This is a genomic window from Brevundimonas sp. TWP2-3-4b1 (assembly GCF_049897665.1).
In the GTDB taxonomy this organism is placed as follows: domain Bacteria; phylum Pseudomonadota; class Alphaproteobacteria; order Caulobacterales; family Caulobacteraceae; genus Brevundimonas; species Brevundimonas subvibrioides_B.
Window position 1 is genome coordinate 118,360 of sequence record NZ_JAFCWQ010000004.1, and the last position, 26,968, is coordinate 145,327.

General features: G+C 68.8%; 25 protein-coding genes. 19 read left to right on the forward strand and 6 right to left on the reverse strand.

What is annotated here, in order from left to right; translation table 11 throughout:
• Positions 1–65: 65 nt before the first annotated feature.
• On the reverse strand, positions 66–2,435 hold the full coding sequence (uvrB, locus tag ACP7A5_RS05095; protein ID WP_426040891.1) for an excinuclease ABC subunit UvrB: 2,370 nt from the start codon (positions 2,433–2,435) through the stop codon (positions 66–68).
• A gap of 26 nt (positions 2,436–2,461) precedes the next feature.
• Between uvrB and ACP7A5_RS05100 the strand changes: the two genes are divergently transcribed.
• A complete protein-coding gene (locus ACP7A5_RS05100) occupies positions 2,462–3,310 on the forward strand; it encodes an extensin family protein (protein WP_426040892.1) in 849 nt (282 codons plus the stop codon).
• A 69-nt stretch (positions 3,311–3,379) separates the two neighbouring features.
• Here the strand turns inward: ACP7A5_RS05100 and ACP7A5_RS05105 are convergent, their stop codons facing one another.
• Complete coding sequence (locus ACP7A5_RS05105; protein ID WP_426040893.1) at positions 3,380–4,273, reverse strand: hypothetical protein; 894 nt, start codon at positions 4,271–4,273, stop codon at positions 3,380–3,382.
• Between the two features lie 129 nt (positions 4,274–4,402).
• Here ACP7A5_RS05105 and ACP7A5_RS05110 point away from each other — a divergent pair, with 129 nt between their 5' ends.
• From ACP7A5_RS05110 to ACP7A5_RS05150, 9 genes are all read left to right on the forward strand, one after another.
• Positions 4,403–4,597, forward strand: a complete 195-nt coding sequence (locus tag ACP7A5_RS05110) for a hypothetical protein (protein ID WP_426040894.1) — start codon at positions 4,403–4,405, stop codon at positions 4,595–4,597.
• Positions 4,598–4,687: 90 nt separating this feature from the next.
• Positions 4,688–5,476 carry an isocitrate lyase/PEP mutase family protein gene (locus tag ACP7A5_RS05115; protein ID WP_426040895.1) on the forward strand — a complete coding sequence of 263 codons (789 nt, stop codon included), beginning with the start codon at positions 4,688–4,690 and terminating at the stop codon, positions 5,474–5,476.
• Positions 5,473–5,982: a methylated-DNA--[protein]-cysteine S-methyltransferase gene (locus tag ACP7A5_RS05120; RefSeq protein ID WP_426040896.1), complete on the forward strand. Its 510-nt coding sequence runs from the start codon at positions 5,473–5,475 to the stop codon at positions 5,980–5,982. Before ACP7A5_RS05115 ends, ACP7A5_RS05120 begins: the two co-directional genes overlap by 4 nt.
• A 65-nt stretch (positions 5,983–6,047) precedes the next feature.
• On the forward strand, positions 6,048–6,740 hold the full coding sequence (locus ACP7A5_RS05125; RefSeq protein ID WP_426040897.1) for a hypothetical protein: 693 nt from the start codon (positions 6,048–6,050) through the stop codon (positions 6,738–6,740).
• On the forward strand, positions 6,733–6,942 hold the full coding sequence (locus ACP7A5_RS05130; protein WP_426040898.1) for a helix-turn-helix transcriptional regulator: 210 nt from the start codon (positions 6,733–6,735) through the stop codon (positions 6,940–6,942). Before ACP7A5_RS05125 ends, ACP7A5_RS05130 begins: the two co-directional genes overlap by 8 nt.
• A gap of 184 nt (positions 6,943–7,126) precedes the next feature.
• A complete protein-coding gene (locus tag ACP7A5_RS05135) occupies positions 7,127–7,426 on the forward strand; it encodes a PadR family transcriptional regulator (RefSeq protein ID WP_426040949.1) in 300 nt (99 codons plus the stop codon).
• A 25-nt stretch (positions 7,427–7,451) separates the two neighbouring features.
• The gene (locus ACP7A5_RS05140) at positions 7,452–8,582 is read left to right on the forward strand and encodes a hypothetical protein (protein WP_426040899.1); all 1,131 of its coding nucleotides are present in this window, start codon (positions 7,452–7,454) and stop codon (positions 8,580–8,582) included.
• A gap of 54 nt (positions 8,583–8,636) precedes the next feature.
• The gene (locus tag ACP7A5_RS05145; RefSeq protein WP_426040900.1) at positions 8,637–9,755 is read left to right on the forward strand and encodes a bifunctional transcriptional activator/DNA repair enzyme AdaA; all 1,119 of its coding nucleotides are present in this window, start codon (positions 8,637–8,639) and stop codon (positions 9,753–9,755) included.
• Positions 9,724–10,257 (forward strand): methylated-DNA--[protein]-cysteine S-methyltransferase, encoded by a 534-nt coding sequence (locus ACP7A5_RS05150; protein WP_426040901.1) that lies wholly within the window; start codon positions 9,724–9,726, stop codon positions 10,255–10,257. The genes ACP7A5_RS05145 and ACP7A5_RS05150 overlap by 32 nt, the downstream gene beginning before the upstream one ends.
• A gap of 4 nt (positions 10,258–10,261) precedes the next feature.
• Here ACP7A5_RS05150 and ACP7A5_RS05155 read toward each other — a convergent pair whose 3' ends face one another.
• Positions 10,262–12,772 (reverse strand): ATP-binding protein, encoded by a 2,511-nt coding sequence (locus ACP7A5_RS05155; protein WP_426040902.1) that lies wholly within the window; start codon positions 12,770–12,772, stop codon positions 10,262–10,264.
• Positions 12,773–12,850: 78 nt separating this feature from the next.
• On the reverse strand, positions 12,851–14,374 hold the full coding sequence (gene ilvA / locus ACP7A5_RS05160) for a threonine ammonia-lyase, biosynthetic (protein ID WP_426040903.1): 1,524 nt from the start codon (positions 14,372–14,374) through the stop codon (positions 12,851–12,853).
• A 278-nt stretch (positions 14,375–14,652) separates the two neighbouring features.
• On the opposite strand from ilvA, the gene nadA reads away from it, so the two are divergent.
• The 5 genes from nadA to ACP7A5_RS05185 all read left to right on the forward strand — a co-directional run bounded on the left by nadA (position 14,653) and on the right by ACP7A5_RS05185 (position 19,241).
• On the forward strand, positions 14,653–15,747 hold the full coding sequence (nadA, locus tag ACP7A5_RS05165; RefSeq protein ID WP_426040904.1) for a quinolinate synthase NadA: 1,095 nt from the start codon (positions 14,653–14,655) through the stop codon (positions 15,745–15,747).
• Positions 15,744–16,586: a metalloprotease gene (locus ACP7A5_RS05170; RefSeq protein WP_426040905.1), complete on the forward strand. Its 843-nt coding sequence runs from the start codon at positions 15,744–15,746 to the stop codon at positions 16,584–16,586. The genes nadA and ACP7A5_RS05170 overlap by 4 nt, the downstream gene beginning before the upstream one ends.
• Positions 16,583–18,091 carry an L-aspartate oxidase gene (locus ACP7A5_RS05175; protein ID WP_426040906.1) on the forward strand — a complete coding sequence of 503 codons (1,509 nt, stop codon included), beginning with the start codon at positions 16,583–16,585 and terminating at the stop codon, positions 18,089–18,091. Before ACP7A5_RS05170 ends, ACP7A5_RS05175 begins: the two co-directional genes overlap by 4 nt.
• A 23-nt stretch (positions 18,092–18,114) precedes the next feature.
• On the forward strand, positions 18,115–18,954 hold the full coding sequence (gene nadC / locus ACP7A5_RS05180) for a carboxylating nicotinate-nucleotide diphosphorylase (RefSeq protein ID WP_426040907.1): 840 nt from the start codon (positions 18,115–18,117) through the stop codon (positions 18,952–18,954).
• 131 nt (positions 18,955–19,085) lie between these two features.
• Positions 19,086–19,241, forward strand: coding sequence for a hypothetical protein (locus tag ACP7A5_RS05185; protein ID WP_426040908.1), 156 nt, complete (start codon positions 19,086–19,088; stop codon positions 19,239–19,241).
• Here ACP7A5_RS05185 and ACP7A5_RS05190 read toward each other — a convergent pair.
• The gene (locus tag ACP7A5_RS05190) at positions 19,232–20,281 is read right to left on the reverse strand and encodes a cell wall hydrolase (RefSeq protein ID WP_426040909.1); all 1,050 of its coding nucleotides are present in this window, start codon (positions 20,279–20,281) and stop codon (positions 19,232–19,234) included. The genes ACP7A5_RS05185 and ACP7A5_RS05190 overlap by 10 nt on opposite strands.
• A gap of 534 nt (positions 20,282–20,815) precedes the next feature.
• On the opposite strand from ACP7A5_RS05190, the gene ACP7A5_RS05195 reads away from it, so the two are divergent.
• Positions 20,816–20,998, forward strand: a complete 183-nt coding sequence (locus tag ACP7A5_RS05195) for a hypothetical protein (protein ID WP_426036327.1) — start codon at positions 20,816–20,818, stop codon at positions 20,996–20,998.
• Between the two features lie 228 nt (positions 20,999–21,226).
• On the forward strand, positions 21,227–21,586 hold the full coding sequence (locus ACP7A5_RS05200; protein WP_426036329.1) for a DUF6481 family protein: 360 nt from the start codon (positions 21,227–21,229) through the stop codon (positions 21,584–21,586).
• Between the two features lie 77 nt (positions 21,587–21,663).
• On the opposite strand, the gene ACP7A5_RS05205 is transcribed toward ACP7A5_RS05200, so the two are convergent.
• Positions 21,664–24,984, reverse strand: coding sequence for a PAS domain S-box protein (locus ACP7A5_RS05205; RefSeq protein WP_426040910.1), 3,321 nt, complete (start codon positions 24,982–24,984; stop codon positions 21,664–21,666).
• A gap of 163 nt (positions 24,985–25,147) precedes the next feature.
• On the opposite strand from ACP7A5_RS05205, the gene ACP7A5_RS05210 reads away from it, so the two are divergent.
• Positions 25,148–25,627, forward strand: coding sequence for a Dps family protein (locus ACP7A5_RS05210; protein WP_426040911.1), 480 nt, complete (start codon positions 25,148–25,150; stop codon positions 25,625–25,627).
• Positions 25,628–25,727: 100 nt separating this feature from the next.
• Positions 25,728–26,936 carry a cell wall hydrolase gene (locus tag ACP7A5_RS05215; RefSeq protein WP_426040912.1) on the forward strand — a complete coding sequence of 403 codons (1,209 nt, stop codon included), beginning with the start codon at positions 25,728–25,730 and terminating at the stop codon, positions 26,934–26,936.
• Positions 26,937–26,968: the final 32 nt, after the last annotated feature.

Consider the following 26,968-nt stretch of genomic DNA (forward strand, 5'->3'; position numbering starts at 1 on the left):
CCGTGTCGGGCCCCCTCCACCCCCGCGCAAGGGCGCGGCGGTCCCCGTCCCCCGATGGGGGAGGACTACCGCCCCTTCTTGAACCGCTCCTGCGCCTCCGCCTGCGCCTCCTTGCGCCACCGCTTCGGCGCTGACGCATCCACGTCCTGTCCATCCCCGGTCAGGATCTCGTTGGCGAACTCCAGGTCGAGGAGTTTCAGCTTCTTGATCTCGTCGCGGAGACGGCCGGCCTCCTCGAACTCCAGATTGCTGGCGGCCTCGCGCATCTTGCCTTCCATGTCCCGCAGCGTGGCCAAGAAATTGTTGCCGACGAAGGGGCGGCTCTCCTCCTTGACGCCTGTGGGGACCAGGACGCGGTCCTTCTCGTAGGGGCTGGCCAGGATCTCCTTGATGTCGCGCTTGACGCTCTCGGGCGTGATGCCGTGTTCGAGGTTGTAGGCCTCCTGGCGCTCGCGGCGGCGGTTGGTCTCGGCCATGGCGCGCTCCATCGAGCCGGTGACGCGGTCGGCATAGAGGATGACGCGGCCGTCGACGTTGCGGGCGGCGCGGCCGATGGTCTGGATCAGGGAGGTCTCGGAGCGCAGGAAGCCCTCCTTGTCCGCATCGAGGATGGCGACCAGGCCGCACTCGGGGATGTCGAGCCCCTCGCGCAGCAGGTTGATGCCGATCAGGACGTCGAAGGAGCCCAGGCGCAGGTCGCGGATGATCTCGATACGCTCCATCGTGTCGACGTCGGAGTGCATGTAGCGCACGCGCACGCCCTGTTCGTGCATGTACTCCGTCAGGTCCTCGGCCATCTTCTTGGTCAGGACGGTGACCAGGGAGCGGTAGCCGGCGCGGGCCACGGCCTTGACCTCGTCGATGACGTCGTCGACCTGGTTGCGGGTCTGGCCCGAGACGGGTCGAATTTCGACCGGGGGGTCGATCAGGCCGGTCGGGCGGATGACCTGTTCGACGAAGACGCCGCCGGTCTGTTCCATTTCCCACGGGCCGGGGGTGGCCGAGACGTGGACCGTCTGGGGCCGCATCGCCTCCCATTCGTCGAACTTCAGCGGGCGGTTGTCGATGCAGGAGGGCAGGCGGAAGCCGTACTCCGCCAGGGTCGACTTGCGGCGGTAGTCGCCCCGGAACATGCCGTTGATCTGGCCGATGGTGACGTGGCTCTCGTCGACGAACAGCAGGGCGTTGTCGGGGATGTATTCGAAGAAGGTCGGCGGGGGCTCGCCGGGGCTGCGGCCGGTCAGCCAGCGACTGTAGTTCTCGATGCCGGCGCAGGAGCCGGTGGCCTCCATCATCTCCAGGTCGAAGCGCACGCGTTGTTCGAGACGTTGCGCCTCCAGCAGTTTGCCGTTCTCGATCATCCAGTCGAGCGTCTCCTTGAGCTCGGCCTTGATGCCGCCGAGCGCCTGGTTCAGCGTCGGGCGCGGGGTGACGTAGTGGCTGGCGGCATAGACGGTGACCTCCTTCAGCTCGGCGGTCTTCTTGCCGGTCAGGGGGTCGAACTCGGCGATCGACTCGATCTCGTCGCCGAACAGGCTGACGCGCCAGGCCCGGTCGTCGAGGTGGACGGGGAAGATCTCGACCGTGTCGCCGCGTTTGCGGAACATGCCGCGGTCGAAGGCGACGTCGTTCCTCTTGTACTGCAGGGCGATCAGGTCGGCCCGCAGCTTTGACTCGTCGATCTGGTCCCCGACCTTCAGGTCGAAGGTCATGGCGGTATAGGTCTCGACCGAGCCGATGCCGTAGATGCAGGAGACCGAGGCGACCACGATCACATCGTCCCGCTCCAGGATCGACCGCGTCGCCGAGTGGCGCATCCGGTCGATCTGCTCGTTTATGGATGAGTCCTTCTCGATATAGGTGTCGGTCCGGGGAACGTAGGCTTCAGGCTGGTAGTAGTCGTAGTAGCTGACGAAATACTCGACCGCGTTGTCGGGGAAGAAGCTCTTGAATTCGCTGTAGAGCTGGGCGGCGAGGGTCTTGTTGGGGGCGAGGATCAGGGCCGGGCGCTGGGTCGCCTCGATCACCTTTGCCATGGTGAAGGTCTTGCCGGAGCCGGTGACGCCCAGCAGCACCTGGTCGCGGTCGCCCTGACCGGCCTGGGAGACCAGTTCGGCGATGGCGGCGGGCTGGTCGCCGGCGGGGGTGTAGCTGGTCTCCAGCCGGAAGCGATTGTTCTGGCGGCCCTTGAGCGACTTCGACGGGCGGTCGGGACGGTGCGGGACCCAGTCGCCGGGCGAGGTCGGCGCCTCCTCAGGCGTCAGGCGCGGGCCGGTGACCGGCGCGAACATCGGCATGTTTTTCATCGCTCTGGGCAGCGGTGCGGTGTCGTCGCGCAGGAAGGCCGACGGCGCCTCCGCCACGCCCTGGTTTGGGATGTGGACGGGCTTCTTGATAACGGGCGCCGAGCCCTTGGGGGTCGAAGAACGGTTCATGAACGGAACTTAGTGCGCGAGGGGAGATGTCGCCAGTCAACGCGCGGGCGGCCGATGCGGATGCTGACAGCAGGCTGTCAGCAGAACCGGGCGGCGAATCCTGTCAGTTTCGGGTCATGCCCGGAACGTCACGCCTCGCGGTCGCCCTTCTGCTCGTCGTCCTGTCCGGCTGTGGCCGTCTGATCCCGAACACCGTCCCGCCGTCGGGCTACACGCCCTACGCGCCGGCGCCGAACCCCGGGCCGTCGGTCTATGTCGCGCCTGAAGCCGGAGTGATCGATCAGCCGATCGACAGCGAGACGCTCGGGCGAGTGCAGCGGGCGACGCAGACCCTGGCGCAGTGCGAGGCGGAACTGGAGGCGGCGCGGGTGACGTTCAGTCCGACGCCGGACCGGGTGAACTCCGAAACCTGCGGCCTGACGGCGGCGGGGGTGCTGGGGCCGGACATGGGGACGACAGCCCGGATGGCGCCGTCCGATGTCACCATGACCTGCACCCTGGCGGCGGCGGTCAGCGTCTGGCGGCGTCAGTCAGTGGAACCGGCGGCGCGCGAACTACTCGGCTCGGACGTGGTCGAGATCGACCACATGGGGGTCTATGCCTGCCGGGGCGTGCGCACCGACGCGGGCAGCACCTCCCGGGCCAGCGCGCATTCTCGGGCGGCGGCGCTGGATTTCAGCGGCGTGCGGTTGAGAGACGGGCGGCGGATCACCGTGGCGGGCGACTGGGCCTCAGGCACGCCCGAATCGCGCTTCCTGCACCGTATCCGCGACGAGGGCTGCCGCATCTTCGGCACGGTCCTCAGCCCCGACTATAATGCGGTCCACCACGACCATCTGCACCTGGAGGCGGAGAGCGGGCGATTGTGTCGCTAGACGTCTGAGGCGGAAAAGCCCCGCTCGGCCGGGACCGGGCGGGGCTTCGTCGGTTGGACGGGTCGGGGCCTAGCGCCGAACGCGCGCCTGGACCTCGAGTTCGCCCAGACGGCGGTCCAGATAGGCCGTGTCGTCGCTGGACGGACCGGTGCGGGAGTAGGCGGCCTCCAGACGGGTCAGGTCCTCGAACTGGACCCGAATGGCGTCCTGCTGGCCGCGCGGCAGGGTGTAGAGGGCGCGTTCGATGGCGGTCAGGCGATCGCGCGGAGTCTGCTGCCAGCCGCCGCCGTTGCCGGAGTTTCCGCCCGGGACACGAGCGTCGATGGCGTCGAGGCGGGCCTCGATGTCCTGGCGCTCGCGGGCGCTGAGACCGTCGCGCTGGAAGCCGACCTCGACCGAAACAATGGCCGCGTAATCGCTGCGCAGGCGCGTGGCTTCGGTGCGGGTTAGCGCGCGGGCGCGCACGGCGGAGTCAACGCGAGCATCGAAGTCCGCCCGGCCGTCGGCGGCCGACTGATAGCCGCCGATGTCGTCGCCGTAGCCGCCGTCCTCGAGCGCCGAGGTCAGGGCGTTGTAGCGGGTGGTCAGGTCCTGACGCTCCTGGGTCGTGAAGCGCCCGTCCTGGCCGTAGCGGGCCTCCAGTTGAACAAGGGCGTCATAGTCGGTGCGAATTCGATCGGCGGACCAGGAAGACAGTGAGCCTGAGCGGACCTGGGCGTCGAGGCGGCTGTTGAAAGTGGTCTGCTGGGCGCCGAGCGCGCGACGCCCGCGGCTCCATTCGGCGTCGATCGAACCGGACGTCTGACCACCAAACAGGTTCTGCAGGATCTGGCCGAAGACTTCCTGGCCGGTCGGCTGCTGTGAGCCCGACTGGCCATAAGGCGTCTGGGCCTGGGCGAGAGGGGCCATCGAGAGAACGACGGCGCCTGCCGCCAGGGCTGTGAAGGTCTTGATCGAAGTCATGGGGGTGCTCTCCGGCGGTTTCGCCTGTCTACGGTCAGCAGAACGGCGGGCGGCGGTTAAGGTTGCAGTGCGGCTCACCTGCCGCGATACGACAGACGCCATGGCCGCCCGCGTGCTACGGGTCCGGGCATGACCGATCAGCCCGACCACACCTCAACGCCCTCGACCGACGGTCCGGTGGGAGAGACGCCGGCGCAGAAGGCCTTGCGGCTGAAGACCGCGAAGCTGGACGCCCGGCCGAAGCCGCCGCGCGGCGGGCGGTTCCAGCGCGACCAGGCGGCCGGGGTCACGCCGGGCGCCAACCGGCCGTGGACACACAAATAGGGGTTCTCCACTCGCGGTGACGTTGTCCGATTCCCGCGAGACTCGCTGAACGAAGCGCCTCATCTTCGCCGTGAACAAAAGGAGATCACCATGAGCGCCGCCTCGACCTTCCGCGGCCTGCACGCCTCGGGTCTGCTGATCCTGCCCAACGCCTGGGACGCGGCCTCGACCGCCCTGTCGATCGCGGCAGGGGCGAAGGCGGTGGCGACGACCAGCGCGGGCGTGGCCTGGGCGCTGGGCTGGCCTGACGGAGCGACGCCGCCGGAGGCTGAGTTGCTGGGCGCCCTCGCGCGGATGATCCGGGTGGCGGACGAGGTTCCGGTCAGCGCGGACGTCGAGGGCGGCTTCTCCGACGATCCAAAGGGGGCCGCAGTCTTCGTGCGGCGGACTTGGGAGGCGGGCGCGGTCGGGATCAACATCGAGGACGCGGACGGGACGGCGGAGGCGCTGGCGGACAAGATCGCGGCGGTGCGCGCAGCGGTGGGGCCGAACCTGTTCATCAACGCCCGCTGCGACCTTTGGCTTCGGGGTATCGGACCGGTCGAGGCGCGGCTGCAGGAAGCGGTCAGGCGGGCGGCGCTGTACCGCGCGGCCGGGGCCGACGGCCTGTTCATGCCGGGCGTGACTGATGCGGACACGATCACGGCCCTGGTGGATCTGGGCCTGCCGCTGAACCTGCTGGCGCGGCCGGCGCTCCCGGATGCGAAGGGGCTGGAGGCGCTGGGCGTGCGGCGGCTGAGCGCCGGGTCGAACCTCTCCGCAGCGGCCTATGCGACGGCGGACCGGCTGACGCGCGGTTTCCTGGCGGACGGGGACTCGAAGCCGCAGGCGGCGGAAGCGATGGACTATGGCGCGCTGAACGCCCTGATGCAGCCGTGAGGCTGATCGCGTCCGGGATCGCCTCGCCGATCGGCGTGCTGGCGCTCGCGGTTGACGAGGCCGGCCGGTTGAGGGGCGTGTCGTTCGGTGACGGGCTCGGGCGGGCGATGGGGCGGGATTATCCCGGCGTGGCGATGGACGCGGGCGAGGCGCCGGAAGCGATAGCGCGCCAGCTGGCCGATTACTTTGACGGTGACCTGCAGGCGTTGATGCGGATCGACTGGGCGCTGGACGGGTCGGTCGCGGGTGAAGGGTTCCAGGCCCGGGTCTGGCGGGCGCTGTGGGAGGTCCCGGTTGGCCAGACCCTCTCCTATGGCGAGATGGCGAGGAGGGCCGGGGAGCCGGGCGCGGCCCAGGCGGCGGGCGCGGCCCTGAACCGGAACCCGATCCCGCTGGTGCTGGCCTGCCATCGGGTCGTGGGCGCCGATGGAGCGATGGTCGGGTTCGGCGGCGGGCTGGAGCGCAAGACCTGGCTTTCGCGGCACGAGGGGGCGCTGCTGATCTGACCGCTTGACGCCGTGTAACCTATAGGTGATATGTAACCCTAGGGTGACATGAACCGGAGGCGGAGATGACGGCGATGGACGACAGGGAGATGCGGAAGGAAGCGCGGGCGCGGCGCAAGAAGTTCGCCAGTGCCCTGGCGACGATCATCCTGGGCGGCCTGATCGCGGGCGTTGGGGTCGCGATCGGCCTCTATCGCACCGGCGAGGAGGCGACCGTGTGGGGTGTAGCGGCGGGTGTCGGCGTGGGGCTGGCGATGGGCGGCCTCTTCATGGCCTGGATCATGCGGCCGGGCGCCAACGGATGGCGAACCGAAACTGAACCGTTGAAGCGTGACCGACTGCAGACCCAACGGGCCCGTCAATTGTGGGTCTTTCCCATGGTTGCGATCCTGATGCTGACCCTGGCCGCATGGTCGACCGAGGACATCCTGTCGGGCCGGGGCGAGTTGAGCGACTTTCTGATGATCGGGCTGCCCGTGCTCTACGCCTGGCTGATCCTGGCCGTGACCATGGGATGGGACGGCCAGTCGCGGAAGAACCGCCGCTTTCTCGAGGACGAACTGACCCAGGTGCTAAGGGCGCGGGCGATGATCGCCGGCTTCGTGGTCCTGATGGCGGGGGCGACCGTCGCGCTGGGGCTCGGCGCCTGGCGGCCGGAGGTCGGAGTCGCCGCCCTGCCGTTCGCGCTGACGGCAGGCGCCGTCGCCGCAGGCATCCGGTTCGCATGGCTGGACCGTGAGTTCGGCAAGGATGGGTGATGCCCGGCTGGGGTCTCGCCTCAAGGCGGTTCGGACCGCCGCCGGCCTGACCCAGGCCGAGCTGGCCGAGCGGGCCGGTGTGTCGCGCAAGACAGTCAATACGGTCGAGAACGGCGTGTTCGTTCCCTCGACCCTTTTGGCGCTCGAGCTGGCGCGGGCGCTCGATACGACGGTCGAAGGGCTGTTCTTCCTCGCTGATTGAGGTGTGGCCGAGCTTTCCGACCCCGCTCCGCAGCCTTCTCAGACATTGAGCGCCCGTCCTGGAGAAAGCGGGGTCGGTCGTCCGCTTGACTTCCTCACACAGTATGTCGCATACACTGTGTGTCGCACACTATGTGACGTAAGGGCCGGGCCGCGTGACGATCGACGCTGAACTTTTCGAGAGCATGCGGCTGGAGCTGCGGCGAGGGTCACTGGTGCTGGCGGTGCTCGCCTGCCTGCGGACCGAACGCTATGGCTACACCCTGCGTCAGGCCCTGGCCGCCGACGGGCTGGAGATGGAGGAATCGACCCTCTATCCGCTGCTTCGCCGACTGGAATCGCAGGGGCTGCTGCTGAGCGAATGGCGCGAGGAAGAGAAGCGCAAGAAGCGCTTCTACGTCCTGTCCCCGATGGGCGCCGCGATGCTGGAACGGCTCGCCGGCGAATGGCGGGGCATCAACGCCTCGCTCGACAAGATTCTCTGACATTTTAAGATTGAGGGGCAAGACCATGGACATGGTGGAACGCTATCTGGAGGCTGTCGCGGCGCAGCTGTCGGCGGAAGAACGCGACGACATCGTCGCCGAACTGCGCGACCTGATCCTGAGCCGCGTCGAGGCGCAGGAAGAGACGCTGGGCCGGTCGCTGACCGATGACGAGCGCGAGGCCATCCTGAAGGAGATCGGCCATCCGCTGGTGGTCGCCGCGCGCTATCGCAAAGGGCCGGATTCGCTGATCGGACCGGAGCTGTTTCCCTACTGGCTCTACGGGGTGAAGGCGGGTCTTCTGATCCTGCTGGTCGTCTCGGGCATCGGCCTGTTCATCCGGCTGATCAGCGGCACGGCGGACGCGGGGCAGGACATCGCCCAGTCGTTCCACGGCTTCTTCGGTTCCGGTCTGACCCTGATCGGGGCGCTGACGCTGGTCGGGGCGATCATGGAGCACTACGCTATCCGGCCGAAATGGCTCACCGACTGGCGGGTCAAGGACCTGTCGGCATTCGGCCTGTCCGACCCGTCCTGGTGGGGCGCGAGCGTGAAGAGCGCGAGTGACAGGATAGGCGCGGGATCGGGGTCGGGCCTGCGGCCGATGTGGCGCACCCGGGCGATGCGGGGTCGTCGCGATTTCCAGGCGGAGGCGGCTTTCTCCTTCCTCGCGGTCGGGCTGTTCGTCCTGTGGTGGGTCGGGCTGGTTCACTTCCCCGGCCTGAGCGTCATGCGGATCGACGGCGACCTGGTCTCGGTCTCGCCGGCGCCGATCTGGGCCGTGCTGTTCGTCCCGGTGCTGCTCTATGCCCTGGGCCAGATGGGGATCGACCTGTTCACCCTGATCCGGCCGCAGGCGGCGCGGATGCGGGCGGTGCTCGCCATCCTGGTCGCGGTCGCCGGCCTGTGGCTGACCTGGAACATCTTCGAGGCGGGTCACTGGTTCACCCTGAGCGTCGGCGCGGAACAGGCGCGGATCGCGGGGGACGGGGTGCTGCTGGACTTCGACCGGCTGCGCGAGCTGCGCGAGGGCGAACGGGACCTGACCGGGGTGGCGTCGACCCTGTCGCTGATCCTGACCTGGGCCCTTGCGATCAGCGCGGTCAGCCTTGTCTACACGATCGTCGCCAACGCCTGGCGCGCCGTGCGAGCGTAGGGACATGTCCGAAAACCGCGAGACTTCCCGCCGGAGAAGGCCCATCTCTGTGGCATGGAAACGACGGCGAACAGTCTGGATCAGGAGGCCTGCTATCGGGCCGTGCTGACGCGTGACGCCCGGTTCGACGGACGGTTCTTCGGCTGCGTCAAGACGACGGGCATCTACTGCCGCCCGGTCTGTCCTGCCCGGACGCCCAGGCGCGAGAACATGATCTTCGTGGTCACGGCGGCGGCGGCCGAGGAGGCGGGCTTTCGCGCCTGCCTGCGCTGTCGCCCCGAGACGGCGCCCGACATGGGGGCGTGGCGGGGCACGTCGAATACGGTCAGCCGGGCCCTGGCCCTGATCGAGGCGGGGGCGCTGGACGAGGCCGACGTCGACGCCCTGGCCGGACGGCTGGGGGTCGGCGAGCGCCAGCTGCGGCGGCTGTTCAAACAGCATCTGGGCGCGGCGCCGGTCAGCGTGGCCCAGACCCGGCGCGTGCTGCTGGCCAAGGCCCTGATCCACGAGACCGACCTGTCGATGGCGCAGGTGGCGCATGCGTCGGGCTTCGGCTCTGTACGGCGGTTCAACGAGACGTTCCAGGCCCTGTACCGCCGCCCGCCGTCGGCGCTGCGTCGCCGGGCCGAACGGCCGCCGAGCGAGGGGGTGAAACTGAGCCTGTCCTGGCGACCGCCCTATGACTGGGACGCGATGTTCGCGGCGCTGGCCGCGCGCGGGGATCGGGTCGACGGGCGGATCTGGTCGCGTGATCTGGTCAGGGATGTCGATGGCGCCGACGGCTTCGTCACGGCCACGCCGGGCAAGCCGGGACGGCTGGAGATCTGCCTCGAGGCCAGCGACCTGAAGGCGCTGCCAGGCGTGCTGGCGCGGGTGCGACGGGTGTTCGACCTGTCGGCCGATCCCGAGGCGATCGGGCTCCACCTGTCGGCGGACCGGGTGCTGAAGCCGCTGGTCGATTCGCGGCCCGGCCTGCGGCTGCCGGGCGACTGGATCGACGCCGGCGAGGATGCGCCCAGCGACAGACTGAACGAAGCGACGCTCGCGGACCGGGCGGAGCGGTGGCGGCCTTGGCGGGCCTATGGCGCGCTGCACCTGCGGATGGCGGGACTGACGGCGGCCGATCTGATGGAGAACGACGATGACAACTCACGACTCTGGCGCGCAGCCTGAGACCCTGACCCTCGACCGGATCGCGACGCCGGTCGGCGAGGTGCTGCTGGTCACAGATACGGACGGCGCTGTGCGGGCGCTGGACTTCGCCGACTATGAGCCGCGCATGATGCGGCTACTTGGCCGGCATGCGCCGGATGCTGACCTCGTCCCCGGCCGGGCGCCCGAGGCGGTGCGCGGCGCGGTCGAGGCCTATTTCGCCGGGGACGCGGGGGCCCTGGACGGGCTGAAGGTCAAGACCGGCGGCACCGATTTCCAGCGGTCTGTCTGGGCGGCGCTGCGGGCCATTCCGGCCGGCGAGACGCGCAGTTACGGTCAGCTGGCGGCGGCGATCGGATCGCCGAAGGCAGTGCGGGCGGCGGGGCTGGCGAACGGCCAGAACCCCATCGCGGTCATCGTGCCCTGCCACCGGGTAATCGGGGCGAATGGTACGCTGACGGGCTATGCCGGAGGTCTGGAGCGCAAGCGCTGGCTGCTGGCCAACGAAGGCGCGACCCTCTGAGAAGTCAGGCCGCGCTGACCTCTTCCGCCACGTCCGGTTCGACGGCGTTGAGCGCGGCGGCGATGGCGGCGAACAGGGTCTGGGTGGTGACGGGTTTGGCCAGGTGGCCGTCGGCGCCGGCGAGACGACCGGCTTCGACATGCTCGGACATGGCGTTGGCGGTCAGCATCAGGAGCGGCGTGCGGGCGAGGCCGCGCTCGGCCTCGAGGGCGCGGATGGCGGCGGTGGCGGTCAGGCCGTCCATGACGGGCATCTGCATGTCCATCAGGATCAGGTCGAAGCCGCCTCCGGCGCAGGCGTCGAGCGCCTGCTGGCCGTCCTCGACGGCGATCAGGGTCGCTCCGGTCGGGGCCAGCAGCACATCTATAACCTTGCGGTTGGCCGGATGATCGTCGGCCAGCAGGATGCGCAAGCCCTCCGGCGAGGCGTCGTCCATCGCGCCTGCGACCGCCTCCTCGACCACAGCGGCGGGCAGGGGCAGTTCGAACCAGAAACGCGAGCCCGCGCCCGGGGTCGACTCGCAGTCCAGTTCGCCGCCCATTAGCACGGCGAGGTCACGGGAGATGGCGAGGCCCAGGCCGGTGCCGCCGAAGCGCCGGGTGATCGAGCCGTCGGCCTGCTGAAAGCGGGTGAAGATTCGGGCCCTCTGCTCCGCGTCGAAGCCGACGCCGGTGTCGGTGACGGAGAAGCGGACACGATCGTCGCCGACCGGCTCGACGCGCAGGGTCACGGCGCCGGCGCTGGTGAATTTCAGGGCGTTGGACACGAGGTTGGCGAGGATCTGGCGCACGCGGACGACGTCACCGACGACCGTCCGCTCCAGCGTAGGGTCGAGCTCGACGACCAGGGTGACCGGGCTGCCCTCGACCCTGGAGCTCCACAGGGCGGCGATGTCCTTGACGGCATGGCCGAGGGCGAAGGGCGCGGTCTCGATCGTCACCTGACCGGCTTCGATCTTGGCGCTGTCGAGGATGTCGGAGAGCAGCCGTTCCAGGGTCACGCCGGACGAGCGGATGATCTCGACCATTTCGTGCTCGGCGTGCTCGAGGGGGCGGCGCGACAAGGCGTCGGCCATGGCCACGACGCCGTTCAGAGGTGTGCGGATCTCGTGGCTCATATTGGCCAGGAACTCGGACTTGGCCCGGTTGGCATCCTCGGCGCGGCGGCGGGCGAAGCGCAGATGGCGGGTCAGGCTCCACTGGCGGAACAGCAGGGCGGCGGCGCTGAGGAGGAAGACCACGCCGATGCCGACGATCCAGCGCTGGCTGTGAATGACGTCGGCCTGGAGCGCGGTGTTGGCGCGGGCGGTCTCCAGCTGATGGCGGCGCTCCCGCAACTGATTCCGCATCTCCGAAGTGACCTGGCCGATACCCTCGCTGAAGCGGCGCGTCTGCTGAAGGGATTCTTCTTCCGAATGGCGGCGAAGCAGCTCGAAGGCCTCGCGCGATCGCCCCTGGGCCTGTAGCAATTCGGCCTCGGCATGCAGAACCCGTGACAGGCCTTCTTCGCGAAACTCGCCCGCGGCCTGGCGACGATGAATCTCGGCGACGTCGCGCCGCGCCCCGTTCACGTCGCCGGTGCGGGCGCGAGCCATGGCGCGGAGCGGCAGGATGTGGGGGGCCAGGAACTCGGCCGCGCCCAAGCTTTCGCCATACGGCGCGAGGCAGCGCAGCAGCCGGGATGGATCATCGGCGCCCTGCGCCACCATAGCGCACAGGTTGGCGTCATAGACGGTCAGACCCTCCACCCCTGCGCGCGTCGCCAGGCGGTGGTGGACCGCAAACAGACGTTCGGCCAGGGGCTGGTTGCCGACCTGAACCTCCATGCGGGCCAGGTTGTAGACGGCGTCGAAGTCGGGCCGGGGATAGGCAGGATTGCTGTAGTCCAGCTCGAACCGACCGAAGGCGTTGGTGGCACCGCGGATGTCGTTCAGCTTCATCAGGCCGATGCCGGTCACCTCCCACAGACCCGCGCGCGCCGTGTCGGCGAAGGCGTCATTCTCGGGGATCAGGCTCATGGCTTCGTTGAGCAGGTTCAGCCCTTCGCCGAGGCGCCCCTGGTCCATCAGGGCCAGGGCGTGGATGCGGGTAGCGTGCGCGCGGACGAACCAGTCTGATTCCGCCCTGGCGATCTTTTCCATCTCGACGGCGGCGGCGTCCTCGCCCGTGTCGTAGCGGATGGTCAGGGCGTTGAGATAGGCGATCTTCGTATAGCGCGCGTCGCCCTGCAGGCCTGCGGCGGCGGCGAGCTGCAGGTTCCACCGCGTCGCGCCCTCGAAATCACCCTGGTTCAGGCTGGTCCAGACGACGTGGTAGAGCCGGTTCAGCCCCTCGCGACCGGGCGTGCGCAGGGCCGTCTGACCGAAGGCTTCGAGCTGGGCGAAGGTCGTGGCGCCGGCCCGGCGCTCGACAGCAGCGGCCAGGGCCAATGGATCGCGAGCGGCCGGGTTCTTGGCGAGGACCAGAGTCGGCGCGGCCACCAGCACGGCGAGACCGAGCAGCAGGGCTTTGAACAACAGGGGTAAGCAACGGAGGAGCACGCCTCAACGTGGCCCAAAGGTGTTTCGCAAGCTTTAGCGCCGGGGATAGGGTCTTCACGTACCGTCGAGGAACAGCCGGCTGGCCGGATTGTCGGTCTCGTCGACGTAGGGATAGCCGAGCGTCGCGAGCGCGACGTTCAACGCCGGCCGTTCGGCGGGCGGCACCGAGATGCCGGCCAGCACCCGGCCGACATCGTCGCCATGGTTGCGATAGTGGAACAGGGTCAGGGCCCAGGCCGGCTTCAGGCTGTTGAGGAAGCGCAGGAAGGCGCCGGGACGTTCGGGGAATTCGAACCTCAGGATACGCTCGTGCGGCAGGCCGGTGGCGCGGCCGCCGACCATGTGACGGACGTGCAACTTCGCCGCCTCGTTGTCGCTCATGTCCTCGACCGCATAGCCGTCGCCGCGCAAGGCGGCGATCAGGTCGTCCTTCTCGTGCGGACCCTGTTTGATGGCGACGCCGACGAAGATGTGGGCGCGGCCCTCGCCCGACCAGCGATAGTTGAACTCGGTCACCGACCGGCCATCGAGCGCCGACAGGAAGCGGCTGTAGACGGCGCGGTCGTCGTCCATGGCGACGGCCAGAAGCGCCTCCGTCCCCTCGCCGATCTCCGCCCGCTCTGCGATGTGGCGCAAGCGGTCGAAGTTGACGTTCGAGCCCGAGTTGATGGCGATCAGGGCGCCATCTTCGGCCGTCTCCGGATGGGCGGCTGCCCAGGCCTTGAGGCCCGCGAGGGCGAGCGCCCCGGACGGTTCGGCGACGGCGCGGCTGTCGTCGAAGATGTCCTTGATGGCGGCGCAGATGGCGTCGTTGTCGACGGTGACGATCTCGTCCAGCAGGTCACGGCACAGCCGGAACGTCTCGGTTCCCGCGCGGCGCACGGCGACGCCGTCGCAGAACAGACCGACCTGATCCAGGGTCACGACCTCGCCCGCCTCGATGGCGGCCTTCATGGAGGCGGCGTCGACCGGCTCGACGCCGATGACCTTCGTCTTCGGTCGCAGGAACTTCACAATGGCCGCGACGCCGGCGGCCAGGCCGCCGCCGCCGATGGGCACGAAGATGGCGGCGATGGGCTCGGAGTGCTGGCGGGTGATCTCCAGCCCGACCGTGCCCTGTCCGGCGATGACGTCGGGGTCGTCGAAGGGGTGGATGAAGACGGCGCCGGTCTCGGTCGCGCGGCGGCTTGCCTCGGCAAAGGCCTCGTCGAAGGCGTCGCCGTGGAGAATCACATTGCCGCCCAGCGCACGCACGGCGGCGACCTTGATGGGCGGGGTGGTGACCGGCATGACGATGGTCGAGACCGCGCCGCGCCGACTGGCCGCGAAGGCGACGCCCTGGGCATGGTTGCCGGCCGATGCGCAGATGACGCCGCGCGCCAGCTGGTCCGGGCTCAGTGTGGCGATCTTGTTGTAGGCACCGCGGATCTTGAACGAGAAGATCGGCTGCAAGTCCTCGCGCTTCTGCAGCACTGGCCGGCCCAGCCGCGCGGCGAGGCGCGGCAGCGGGTCGAGCGGCGTCTCGATCGCCACGTCATAGACTCTGGCGGTGAGGATGCGGCGGAGAGTTTCTTGCATGATGGATGGGCTTGGAGGCGACTTTGCGGAGGATATTTCTCCGTCATAGCCGGATCGCGGCAGATGTCGCCCCAAAACCGTCGCGACCCACTTCGCATCAGCGAACGATGGCGCGCGCGGCACAGACTGGAAGCCTGCGCGATTCCGTCACGCCGCACGGCTCGGGTCGCGATGACGGAGATCGTGTCAGCCTCTTGCATCCCGGGACGACAGGCCTATCTTAACCGCACTTATGCTAATGTTGAGCATAAGTCATTCGGGCGGTGTCGCCTAGGGAGATGACGTCGATGGCGCACGCAGCCCAGACCTTGGGGATGTCGCCGGAACTGGCCGCCGAGACTGCCCCTGTCTGGGAGAAGGTCAAGGCGTTCGTCACCCCGATGGAGTGGCCGGTCCAGGCCCAGCTGATCCACGAGATCAACCTGCTGAAGAAGGAGCGGGACGCCGTCATCCTGGCCCACAACTATATGACGCCCGACATCTTCCACGGCGTCGGCGACTATGTCGGCGACAGCCTGGGGCTGGCCAAGGAGGCCGCGCGGTCGAACGCGAAGGTGATCGTCCAGGCGGGCGTGCACTTCATGGCCGAGACCTCGAAAATCCTGAGCCCCGAGAAGACCGTGCTGATCCCGGATCTGAAGGCGGGCTGTTCGCTGGCCGAAGCGATCACCGGCGCCGACGTGCGCCTGATCAAGCAGAAATATCCGGGGCTCCCGGTCGTCACCTATGTGAACACCACGGCCGAAGTGAAGGCCGAGACCGACATCTGCTGCACCTCGGCCAACGCCGTTCAAGTGGTGGAATGGGCGGCCCGGGAATGGGGCGTCGATCGCGTCATCCTGATCCCCGACGAGTTCCTCGCCCGCAACGTCGCGGCCCAGACCAACATCGGCATCATCGCCTGGAAGGGCCGCTGCATCGTGCATGAGCGGTTCACCGTCGCCGACATCGCCGAGATGCGCGAGGCCTATCCGGGCGCCCAGATTCTCGCCCACCCCGAATGTCCTGAGGACGTGCTCGCGGCCGCCGACTTCGCCGGATCGACGGCGGCGATGACCGACTATGTGATGTCCAGAAAGCCGAAGCAGGTGGTGCTGATCACCGAATGCTCGATGGCCGCCAACATCAAGGGTGACGTGCCGGAAGTGAACTTTATCGGCCCGTGCAACATGTGCCCCTACATGAAGCGGATCACGCTGGAGAACATCCGCGACTGCCTGCGCGACATGAAGTTCGAGGTCACCGTGCCGGAAGAGATGATCGCGAAAGCCGCGCTCGCCGTGCAGCGAATGATCGACCTGCCTCCGCCCGCGATCCCGGCGCACTACGACATGGTCAAGGCGAAGCACCATGTCGCGGTGGAGCTGATATGACGGATGGCCCCTGGGGATCGCGCGACGGTTCCACGCCGAAGCCGGTCGAGCAACCAACGACCGCAGTTCCGCAGTCCAGCCCGGGCGCGCCGGTCATCGACAAGGGCCAGAGCCTGCCGTGGGCGATCGGTTCGACCCTGCTGCTCGGCGGGTTCATCTGGTTGATGAGCGGCAGCTGGGTCGTCGCGGTCGCGGCGATCTTCGGCCTGTTCGTGCACGAATACGGTCATGTTCTGGCGATGAACCGGCTCGGGATGGGGCCGGCAAGGATCTACATCATCCCCTTCCTCGGCGGGCTGGCGCGAGGTCAGCGCAATCCCGAGAGCGAATGGCACGGGGTGCTGGTGTCGCTGGCAGGACCGGCCTTCGGCCTGCTCGCCGTCCTGCCCGCCGTCGGCCTGTGGTTCGCGACCGGCGATCAGGAGTGGATGCTGGGCGCCTTCTTCATCGCCATGATCAATCTGGTGAACCTGGCGCCCGCGCCGCCGCTGGATGGCTCCAAGGCGCTGGGACCCGTGCTGGCCCGCATCGACCCGATGGTCGAGAAGGCCGCCCTGATCGCCATTGGGGCGCTGGCGGTCTGGTGGGGCGTCTCGACAGGGCGCTACATCCTCGCGGTCTTCCTGGCCATCGCGATCCTGGGATCGCTGCGTCGCGGAGCATGGCGGCCGGGTGAGAAGAAGCTGACCTGGCCCGAGGCCGGCAAGTCTCTGGTCCTGTTCCTTCTGACCGGCGGCCTGTGCGGGGCCGCCGCGATCGGCGTCCTGTTGCCCTTATCCGAGGGCTCGCCTCAGGGCGCGTTCGAGATCGCCGCCCGCTTCATCGGCTTCGACCGGTGAGCCGCATCCATTACGACGGCCCGCTGATCATCGGCGGAGGCCTGGCCGGGCTTTCGGCGGCCCTGTCGGCAGCGCCCGCGCCTGTCATCGTCATCAGCCCCGCGCCCCTGCTTCAGGCCGCGTCCAGCGCCTGGGCCCAGGGCGGCGTCGCGGCGGCCCTGTCAAAGACCGACAACCCGGCCCTGCACCTGAAGGACACTGAGGCGGCGGGCGCCGGCCTTGTCGACCACCATGCGGCCGAGGTCCTGACCGATGAAGGCAGGGCGACCGTCGAATGGCTGGCCTCTCTCGGCGCGCCGTTCGACCGGGATGCGGCCGGCGAGTTCTCCGTCAGCCTGGAAGCGGCCCATTCGATGGCCCGTGTCGCCCGCGTCGGGGGCGACGGCGCGGGGCGGGCGATCCTGTCGGCGCTGGTGGCCTCGGTGCGGGCCGCCTCTCACATCACCGTCTGGGAGGACGCAAGACTGCGCGCCCTGATCCAGGAGGGGACCGGTCGCGTGCGCGGCGCGGTGATCGAACATCCCAGCGGCCGTATCGTCGAAGTCCTGGCGCCCGCCGTGGTGCTGGCGACAGGCGGGGCGGGCGGCCTCTATGGTGCGACGACCACGCCGGTGGCGCTGAAGGGCGAGGGCATGGCCCTGGCCTGGGCGGCGGGGGCGGAAATCCTCGACCCGGAGTTCGTGCAGTTCCACCCCACGGCCATCGACGTCGGCCTCGACCCCATGCCGCTGGCGACCGAGGCCCTGCGGGGCGAGGGCGCCCGGCTGATCGACAAGGAGGGCGTCTTCCTGCTGGGCGATGCCGACGATGCCGACCTCAAGTCGCGCGACGTGGTGGCGCGGGCCGTGCATGCCGCGCGGGCGGCGGGACGCGGAGCCTTCCTCGATGCGCGCTCGGCGATCGGCGAGCATTTCCCCACTGAGTTTCCGGCTGTGTTTGCGGCCTGCATGCGGGCGGGTCTGGACCCCCGGGTGACCCCGATCCCTGTGGCGGCGGCGGCCCACTATCATATGGGCGGGATCGCTGCTGACCCCGATGGGCGGACGTCGCTCGAAGGCCTCTATGCCGTCGGCGAATGTGCGGCGACCGGGGTTCACGGCGCCAACCGGCTGGCGTCCAACTCCCTGCTGGAGGCTGCAGCCTTCGGGCGGCGGACGGGGCGCGAGGCGGCCAGACAGGCTGCAGTCAAGGGACCGGTGGTCGTCGGCACAGTCGTCAGTGACCTGCCCGAAGCGGCTCACGCCGAACTGCGCGCGGCGATGAGCGCGGACGCGGGCGTGGTGCGGGATGCGATCGGCCTGACGCGGCTGATCGCCCTGATCGACCGGCTGGAGGCGGCCCACGGCGCACCGCCGGCACTGGTCGCGGCGCGGCTGATCGCCGAGGCGGCCCTGGCCCGGCGCGAGAGCCGGGGCGGCCACTATCGTTCGGACTATCCCGAGACGGCGACGACCCCGGTGCATACCCGCCTCCGGCGCGACATCCTGCAGACGGTGGCGGCATGAGAGGGCTTCCGGACATAGTGATCATGCCCGTCATCCGCATGGCTCTGGCCGAGGATCTGGGTCGGGCGGGCGATGTGACGGCGGCGGCCTGCATTCCCGAAGGCGCCCGGATGCGGGCGCGGTTCGCCGCCCGAAAGCCGGGCGTGCTGGCCGGCATCGATTGCGTGCGGCTGACGGTGCTGGAGATGGATCCGAAGGCCTCGGTCGATCTGCGGATCAGGGACGGGGCGGTCTTTGAAGCGGGCGCGGTCCTGGCCGAGGTCGAGGCGGACGCGCGGGCCTTCCTGTCGGCCGAACGGACGGCGCTGAACCTGCTCGGGCTGATGTGCGGCGTCGCGACCCTGACCCGGACCTATGTCGAGGCGGTCGCCGGAACGGGCACCCGGATCGCGGATACACGGAAGACCACCCCGGGTCTGCGCGGCCTGGAGAAGCACGCGGTTCGCTGCGGCGGCGGTGTCAACCATCGCTTCGGACTGGATGACGCCATCCTGATCAAGGACAATCACGTCGTCGTCTGCGGCGGGGTGGTCGAGGCGGTGAAGGCCGCCCGCGCGCAGGCCGGTCATCTGATGAAGATCGAGCTGGAGGTCGATGGCCTGGCCCAGTTCGATCAGGCCCTGGCGCTGGTCGCGCAAGGGCAGGGACCGGACGTGATCATGCTCGATAACTTCGACCATGCGGAGCTGACGGAGGCAGTGAAGCGTCGCCGCGAGGGCGGACATCACGTGGTTCTGGAGGCCTCGGGCGGGGTCAATCTGACCACCGTGCGCGGCATCGCCGAGACCGGCGTCGACGTGATTTCCGTGGGCGCCCTGACCCATTCAGCGCCCGTGCTGGACATCGGCCTGGACGCTTTCTGAGGAACGGGCGGGTCGCCGAAGGGTTTTCTGCTTCAGATCAGAAGGAGAGTCCCATCGCCCCGGCCCCGAAGAGTCCCGAGGAACAATGCAACTTCGCCGACCACGGCGCGGCCTCTGTCGAGGACGCCGGATTGTCGGATCGTCGCGACTGCGAGACCACCGTGCCGTTGGCCGACCCGGGTGACGCCGACGTCAATCCGAGCCAGCAGGGTCGCTACGGAAACCTGAAGCAGAACCTGACCATTCACTGGCAGGTTCAGGAACGCCAGGAGGTCGATCAGACCTGAGGTGCGATGCCAACGGCGTCCATGGCGGTCGGCTGGGCCGAACCGGAGACGGGCGTCGCCAGAGGCACGGGCGCGAGGGCCAAGGCCGGCGTGGGAGCCTCGGTCGCAGCCGCCGTCGTATCGTTGCCGGACGTCATGTTTTCCTGGGCCAGCAAGGCGGTGTAGGCGATCGCCTGGCCCGCCTGACGGACCGTCTCGCCCGGATCGATGCCGGCATAGACCGCGCGCTGGACGTCCGCGCCGGTCGAGCCGCGAGCGGCGTAGCTGAAGGCGTTGGACGAGCCGGCCCGGCCGCCGAAACGATAGAAGATATGGCTGCCGACCTGGCCGACGCGCAGGAAGCTGTTGCGCCACGACGGCGAGACGCCCGTGGTATGGAAGAAGGTGGCGTTGCCGACGCCGGCATAGACGGCGCCGGACAGGGCGGCGGAGGCGACGGTGCGGGCCCGGTTCCAGGCGGCGCGGTTGACCGGCGCGCGCATCGACCCGTCGCAGGTGAAGCTGAACTGGCATCCGACACGACGACCGGAACCCTGGAACACCACGCCGCAGACGCTGCGCGGGAAGGAGGGGTGGCGGGCGCGGTTCAGGACAACCTGGACCACGGCGCGCATGCCGTCGGAGCCCTCGCCGCGCGCCTCGTAGTAGGCGGCCTGGGTCAGGCATTCGAGATCGCGCGAGGCGTCCAGCGCATTGTCGATACGGAACGGACGAGCGGCGGCGGAAATGTCGGTCAGGCTGGCGCGGCGCAGGTCGCTGCGGGTGCTGTCGGGACGAAGCTGCTCCAGACGCGCGGTCAGCAGTTCGGCCTGGCGGTCGCGCTGGGCGCCGCCGGCGACGGTATAGGGATCGTGGCGGCGGGCGATGGTCAGGGCGCTGGCGTCCAGGCCCCCGGCGGCGGCGGCGAGCGCTTCCTCGGTGAAGCCGGCGGCTGTGGCGCCTTCCAGACGTTCGGCCTGGGCGCGGACGGTCGTCGCACGCGCGACGGTCCCTCCCAGATAGGCGCAGCCGATTCCAAGACCCACAAGGGCGCCGAACACCGCTGCCGCCTGTACGGGCCGAATCCTGGCCGCACGGTCGGCGCGCGAAGTCGCACGCTGCTGCGAGGGATGGAACAAAGGCGTCGTCCTATTCAACAGGGCGGAAAAGTCGCCCCCGGGTCGTCTGCAGAACCGGGCGATATGGTGAATCGCGTTCCGGTTTGCGAATCGACGGTCGATGAACAGATGACCGCCGAAGGATGGGCCTTAAGCCACCCGTTTATGGCCTCAATGTGTTTGATTCGCAAGTTGTCGCTGCAGTGCAGCAATTGTGACGGGTCTGCAGGTTTCCTCAAGACTGGCGTAATCCTTGACCGGCACAGAGAAGGGGGTTTCGTCATGAATACCGTATCGGTTTGCAGCGGTCAGACTTGCTGGCGGGGATAATGTGGCCGGGCATGCTTTCGCGGCTCATTTCTATTGTATTCGCGATCTCGGGAAATGGGCGCTGACCTGTCGCTATGGTTGTTCAGGGAACGGCGTCGGCGGGGGGGCGTTCAAGCGTGACCTTAACCAAGATGCAGGACCCGTCCCATGCGCTCTTCCCTTGTGACCGCCGCAACCCTGGCCTTCCTCGCCCTCGGCGTGACCGCCCTTTCGGCCTGTGGCCACACCACTGAACAGCGCGCCGCCACCGGGGCCATCGCGGGGGCCGTTGTGGCCGGGCCGGTCGGCGCGGCCGTCGGCGGCGCGGCCGGCGCCGCTCGCCCGGATTGAGCGACTGGACTTGGCGTCGGGGCCCCCGACGCCTATCTGGGGGATCGCCCACGGGTGCGTCCCGGCGATGACGGTCGGCCGAAGAACGGCCCCGTTCGTCGATTAGGAGACGCGCGCGCTTGATTTACGGCTCCATTTCGGCTTTGCCGACGCCCGGACGCCGTGGCGATCCCCGCCCGCGCCCCTCCGGCGACGGGCCCACCCCTCGAAGGACGACCGACCGACCGCATGAGAGATCTGAAACAGACCGGCTTCAACGACCGCATCAGCACCCAGCAGGAGGCCAAGAAGGCTCTGCTGGCCAAGTTCAAGCCCAAGGCCGCCGCGCCCGACCCCGAGTTCGACAAGCTGGCTGAGAAGCGCGCGGCCGAGAAGGAGGCCCTGCGTCTCCAGCACGAGGCTGCAAAAGCCGAAGAGCGTCGCCTTAAGGCCGACCGTGACGCCGAGCGTATGGCTGCCGAACGTGAATCCGAGGAGGCCGTCGAGGCCGAGAAGCGCGCAAATCGCAAGGAGCGCAAGCAACTCACCAAGGAAGAGCAGAAGGCCGCCCGCGACGCCAAATACGCCGCCCGCAAGGCGCGGAAGTAGCCGCCAGGCGCTCGCGCTCTCATTGAGACTGTTCGGCCCGTCGCGATCTCGCGGCGGGCCGAAGTCGTTGTGGAGCCTCAGGTCTGGCGTGGCGCCTCGGTGGCGACCAGCAGGTCGCCCAGCGCCTCGCGCAGCTGTTCGCCGGAGTAGGGCTTCCTCAGGAACGGCCAGGGCGCGTCGGTCAGGGCCAGGTCGACGTCGTCTCCAGCATAGCCCGAGGTCAGCATGATCGACATAGCCGGCCAGCGCTCTGCGCAGGTCCGGGCCAGCTCCACGCCGGTCATGCCGCCCGGCATGACGATGTCGGTCAGCATGACGTCGAAGCGGCGGTGATCCAGAACGGCAATGGCCTCGGCCCCCGTTTCCGCCGTCTCAACCTCCAGCCCCATGCCGCGCAGCAGGTCCATGGCGATCGCGGCGACGCCCACGTCATCCTCGACCAGTAGAAGGGTCTGGCCCGGCTTCACCGCGCCCAGCACGCGGCGGGGAGCCTCCGGCGTCGCCTCCTCGACCGGCGCTGGCGGCAGGTAGACGCGGATTTCCGTCCCTTCGCCGACCGCGGAGGTGATCTTCACCCCGCCCCCGCTCTGGCGCGCGAAGCCATACACCTGGCTGAGGCCGAGGCCCGTGCCCTTGCCGACCGCCTTGGTGGTGAAGAAGGGCTCGAACACCCGAAGCATCGTCTCCGGGCTCATGCCCGCGCCTGTGTCGGAGACTGTGACGCAGACGTAGTCGCCGGGGGCGAGCTCGATCACCTCGCCCGCGTCGATCTGACAAGCCTGGGTCTGGACGGTGATCGTCGCACCGTCCGGCTGGCCCCGCTCGGCCACGGCATCGCGGGCGTTGACGATGAGGTTCAGCAGCGCAGCCTCGAACTGGGCCGGATCGACGATCACGCGGGCGCCCCCGCGACGGAGCTTCAGCTTGTAGCCAACCGCCTCCCCGACCGCGCGGCGCAGCAGGGGGTCGCTTTCGCGGATCAGGGCGTTGATGTCGATCGCCTCGGGCCGAAGGGCCTGGCGACGCGAGAAGGCCAGCAACTGATGCGTCAGCCGCTCGCCGCGGCGTGCGGCCGACAGGGCGGCCTCGCCCAGCTTCTGGCGGCGCGCGGAGTCGTCGGGGGACTTCAGGATCAGGTCCAGGGCGCCGATGACGACGGTCAGCAGGTTGTTGAAGTCGTGCGCCACGCCGCCCGTCAGGCGGCCGATCGCCTCCATGCGCTGGGCGTGCATCAGATCCGCCTCGGCCTTCGCTTTCTCGGCCAGGGCGTGGCCGACGCGCTCTTCCAGCAGTTCGTTGATCCGCTTGAGGTCGTGCTCGACCCGGCGCGCGTCGGTCACGTCGAAAGTTACGCCGACGAAGCCGATGACCTCGCCGCCCGGACCGAAGCGCGGACGCGAAAAGGACTTCAACCAGCGGTACTCCCCCGAGCTGTGGCGGTAGCGCGCTTCAAGCGCGAAGGGCAGTTCCGTGGCCTCTCCGGCAAGGGACTCGCGGACCAGCATATCCTGGTCGTCGGGGTGGATGTAGGTGCGCCAGTCGGCGGTGCGGACGCTTTCGTAGTCGCCCCCCATGTATTCGACGTAGGCCTGGTTGACGAAGGCGCGGCTCCGATCCTGCTTCGTCACCCAGATCAGGACCGGTGCGGTGTCGGCGATGTCGCGGAAACGGGCCTCGCTTTCCAGAACCTCGGCCTGGGCTCGGGTGCGTTCGACCTCCGACCAGGCCCGGTCGGCGACGTCCTCGATCAGACTGATCTCTGCCGCCGTCCAGAGGCGGGAGCCGGTCGTGTTCACATGCAGGAAGGCACAAAGCAGGCCGGATCGGACGACGGGGGCCGTGATGAAGGCGGCGACCTGGCGTGTCGCGAAGGCCTCAACGGCATGGGCGGTGCGCGTGTCTTCTGCGACATCGTGGACGACGATCGTCAACCCTTCGGCCAGCTGTCGGTTCACCTCACCGCCGAACTGGGCGATGTCGTGCCAGCCGGCAAGGCTGGGTACGCCCTCGGTCCAGTCCCGGTTCATTTCGAACTGCCCGTGCGAGGTTCGGAGCTCGCCGTAGCCCACGCGCGAGACGGACAGCATTCGCCCCAGGACGCTGTGGACGTGATCCATGATGGCCTCGGGATCGTTCAGGTCGCGCACGCCGTCGGACAACTCCAGCAGGAAGCGCTGGCGGCGTTCCTGCCGGGCAAGGGCGTCCAGGGCCTCTCGGGTCGTCGTGACGTCGAATGACAGGCCGACATAACCCTGGAACACCTCCTCGCCGTCGAAACGGGGGTTCACCGACACCCGCATCCACCGCCATGCGCCGTCGTGACGCAGGAACCGGCACTCGAAAGTGTAGGGCAGGAAGCGGGCGCGGGCTTCGGCCTGGGTGGCGTTGACATCGGCCACGTCGTTGGGGTGGATCGAGGCCTTCCAGGCATGGCCCATGAAGGTCTCGCCGGGTTTGCCGTAGAACTCGACCAGGGCCGCGTTGACGAACTCCACCTCGCCCGCGGCATTGGTCAGCCAGACGGGGGAGGGCGCGGTGTCGGCCATCAGGCGGAATCGGGTCTCGCTCTCGCGCAACGCGGCCTCCGCCGCCTTGGCGTCGGAAATGTCGACCGTCACGGCGATATAGCCTGACTGGGCGCCATCCTCGTCGCACAGGGCCCGCAGGCTGGTCAGGGCCCAGATAACCGTACCGTCGGGCTGAATGTATCGCTTCTCAAGCTGGCCGCCCTCGCCGCCTGCGAGGACGCTGGACAGCAGATCGAGCGTCGGCTGCACGTCGTCGGGATGGTTGGCCTGAGCCGTCGTCAGGCCGATAATCGACTCTTGGGTATGGCCCAGAAGCGCGGCGAACCGGGCGTTCGCGCTGACCACGCGACCATCCATGCCGACGCGGGCGATACCGGCTGCCGCCTGATCGACCATGGCGGTCAGTTCCGCCTCGTTGCGCCTCAGCGCGTCCCGGGACTTCTCGAGCGCGGAGACCGTCTCGCCGAGCCGGGCCAGGCTCTTGCGCAGGGAGGCGGCCACGAGGGTAGAGAAGAGGCCGACGATGATGAAATTGGTGGTGGCGGCCCGGGCTGCGGGGGTCGCGATGCCGAACCCCGCCGCTCCGGGACCGGCGATCGCCCAGCCGCCGATAAGGCATGCCGCCGTCGCGACAAGGCCGGCGACCCGGCCGCCGGTGAGGGCCGCCAGGGTCACCGCCGGCAACACGATGACGAACGCAGTGACCTCGCCGAAAAAGGCCTGACCCGCCCAGCTTACGAGCAGTCCGACCGCGGCGAATGCCAGACCGGTCAAGACGTTTCGCCACCACGGTTGCCTGGGTTCGCGCGCCAGCCGTGCCAGGACGATGTCCGGCTCCAGCATCCGACCGAACAAAGCGCTGAAACCCAATCCGACCCCCGGTTCGCGCTCGCGCGAAAAACGGCAACGCTTTCCGATTTTTTGCGTTCCGCTCCGCGAAGAAGCCTCATCCAAACGGGGCTTCAGATCTTGGTGCAGGACGCTGGAACGCTTACCTGCTCCACGATTAGCGACTGTCGCCAAAGGAGCAAGCATGACTGCAACGATCGACACGGGCCTGACGAAGGCCGCGCGCACCGATGTGGCGCAGGAACTGAGCAAGGTGCTGGCCGACAGCTTCGCCGTCTATCTGAAGACCCACGGCTACCACTGGAACGTGCGGGGTCCCGAGTTCTTCACCCTGCACACCCTGCTGGAGCAGCAGTACCGGGAGATCTGGGCCGCGCTGGACGAGATCGCTGAGCGGATCCGGGCGTTGGGCGAGTTCGCGCCCCAGGCCCAGTCGACCTTCGCCAACCTGACCTCCATCAAGGACGGCGACCCCGACAAGGACGCTCCAGCCATGCTGAAGGAGCTGATGAAAGACCATGAGATCCTGATCGCCACCTGCCGCGCAGCCCTTACGGTCGCCGACGATGACAGCGACGATGTCTCGGTGGACCTGCTGACCCAGCGGCTGGCCGCGCACGAGAAGTCCGCCTGGATGCTGCGTTCGACCTTGGGAGGGCGCTAGGCCCGGCTCACAGAACCGCAATCCGTGGCCTGAAAAGCGCCGTGTTGGGGGACCATACAGCCCGCTTCACGGCGTCCAGGCGCCGCAGCTTCAGAAACCCATGTCGCTTTCCGTCATCAAGTCCCTCGACTGGCACAGGGTGAAGACCTTGGGGCGTCGCTACGCCGCCGCGGCCCCCGCGGCGCTGGCGGCGCTTGGCGTGGCGATGGCGGCGAGTTCGACGGCGCGTCCCATCGGCGATCGCACGGCCGAGGCCGTGGCGCGGGTCACCGAAGGCGATCTGTCGGCGCGCGGCCTTGCGGCCCTCAGCGCGCGGATGGATCCGGCCCAGCTGGCCCTGGCGATCCGATTCGATCCCAATGAACAGCGCCCGGCCTTGCTGGGGCTGACGCCAGGCTGGGAAAGCCTGACGCTTGCCGGGCGGCCGACGCTGGAGCTGGGCGTCAACGGTCTTGACGCCCAGAAGCGCAACGCCGCCATGCCCGCCGCGATCGACGCCCTGCGTTCGGCGCGGCCGTTCGTGCTGCAGACCGCCACCCCTTCCGACCGGGCGCGCGCCCTGCGCTGCCTGACTCAGGGCGTCTATTACGAGGCGGCGCTGGAAAGTACCGAGGGCCAGGAGGCCGTGGCCCAGGTCATCCTGAACCGGGTGCGCGATCCCAACTATCCGAACACCGTCTGCGGCGTCGTCTTCGAGGGCGCCGAGCGGACTACGGGCTGCCAGTTCAGCTTCACCTGCGACGGCGCCCTGTCGCAGGCGCCGGTCGGCTGGGCCTGGAACCGCGCGCGGACCGTGGCCGAGCGTGCGCTGTCCGGCTATGTGGCGATCAAGGTCGGCACAGCGACCCACTACCATGCCGACTACGTCCACCCCTGGTGGTCGCCGACGCTGGCCAAGATCACCCAGATCGGCGCGCACATCTTCTATCGCTGGAAGGGACTGGCCGGAGAGACCGTCTCGTTCACACAGACCTATTCCGCGCACGAGCCCGTCATCGACGAGGCGCGCTTCTCGCGGCCCCGCCTGATCAGCGCCTCCGCAGCCACCGGCGAGGCCGGTCCCGACGATGCGACGGTCCTGGCTCAAGGCGGAATGAACCTGCGGACCGTCGAGATCGATGGCCAGACACGGGTCGTGGGCGTGGCCAGCCTGGGCGGACGTCGCCCGGCGACCGCGGCCGACATCGCCGCCATCAACGCCCGCCTTCAGGCCTTCGAGGCTCCCCCGATCGCGGCGCCGGCCGCCGCGCCCCCTCCGCCCGGGGTGATCACCATGGACGTCGAAGAGGTCGGTCGACCCGCCAACTGAAGTAGCGGCCTACCGGGCGTGCAACGTTGCGG

Excerpts from the sequence above, each read along its gene's own strand:
- uvrB (WP_426040891.1), bottom strand. The coding sequence starts at position 2,435 with ATGAACCGTTCTTCGACCCCCAAGGGCTCGGCGCCCGTTATCAAGAAG.
- ACP7A5_RS05100 (WP_426040892.1), top strand. The coding sequence starts at position 2,462 with ATGTCGCCAGTCAACGCGCGGGCGGCCGATGCGGATGCTGACAGCAGG.
- ACP7A5_RS05105 (WP_426040893.1), bottom strand. The coding sequence starts at position 4,273 with ATGACTTCGATCAAGACCTTCACAGCCCTGGCGGCAGGCGCCGTCGTT.
- ACP7A5_RS05110 (WP_426040894.1), top strand. The coding sequence starts at position 4,403 with ATGACCGATCAGCCCGACCACACCTCAACGCCCTCGACCGACGGTCCG.
- ACP7A5_RS05115 (WP_426040895.1), top strand. The coding sequence starts at position 4,688 with ATGAGCGCCGCCTCGACCTTCCGCGGCCTGCACGCCTCGGGTCTGCTG.
- ACP7A5_RS05125 (WP_426040897.1), top strand. The coding sequence starts at position 6,048 with ATGACGGCGATGGACGACAGGGAGATGCGGAAGGAAGCGCGGGCGCGG.
- ACP7A5_RS05130 (WP_426040898.1), top strand. The coding sequence starts at position 6,733 with ATGGGTGATGCCCGGCTGGGGTCTCGCCTCAAGGCGGTTCGGACCGCC.
- ACP7A5_RS05135 (WP_426040949.1), top strand. The coding sequence starts at position 7,127 with ATGCGGCTGGAGCTGCGGCGAGGGTCACTGGTGCTGGCGGTGCTCGCC.
- ACP7A5_RS05140 (WP_426040899.1), top strand. The coding sequence starts at position 7,452 with ATGGACATGGTGGAACGCTATCTGGAGGCTGTCGCGGCGCAGCTGTCG.
- ACP7A5_RS05145 (WP_426040900.1), top strand. The coding sequence starts at position 8,637 with ATGGAAACGACGGCGAACAGTCTGGATCAGGAGGCCTGCTATCGGGCC.
- ACP7A5_RS05150 (WP_426040901.1), top strand. The coding sequence starts at position 9,724 with ATGACAACTCACGACTCTGGCGCGCAGCCTGAGACCCTGACCCTCGAC.
- ilvA (WP_426040903.1), bottom strand. The coding sequence starts at position 14,374 with ATGCAAGAAACTCTCCGCCGCATCCTCACCGCCAGAGTCTATGACGTG.
- nadA (WP_426040904.1), top strand. The coding sequence starts at position 14,653 with ATGACGTCGATGGCGCACGCAGCCCAGACCTTGGGGATGTCGCCGGAA.
- ACP7A5_RS05170 (WP_426040905.1), top strand. The coding sequence starts at position 15,744 with ATGACGGATGGCCCCTGGGGATCGCGCGACGGTTCCACGCCGAAGCCG.
- nadC (WP_426040907.1), top strand. The coding sequence starts at position 18,115 with ATGCCCGTCATCCGCATGGCTCTGGCCGAGGATCTGGGTCGGGCGGGC.
- ACP7A5_RS05195 (WP_426036327.1), top strand. The coding sequence starts at position 20,816 with ATGCGCTCTTCCCTTGTGACCGCCGCAACCCTGGCCTTCCTCGCCCTC.
- ACP7A5_RS05200 (WP_426036329.1), top strand. The coding sequence starts at position 21,227 with ATGAGAGATCTGAAACAGACCGGCTTCAACGACCGCATCAGCACCCAG.
- ACP7A5_RS05210 (WP_426040911.1), top strand. The coding sequence starts at position 25,148 with ATGACTGCAACGATCGACACGGGCCTGACGAAGGCCGCGCGCACCGAT.
- ACP7A5_RS05215 (WP_426040912.1), top strand. The coding sequence starts at position 25,728 with ATGTCGCTTTCCGTCATCAAGTCCCTCGACTGGCACAGGGTGAAGACC.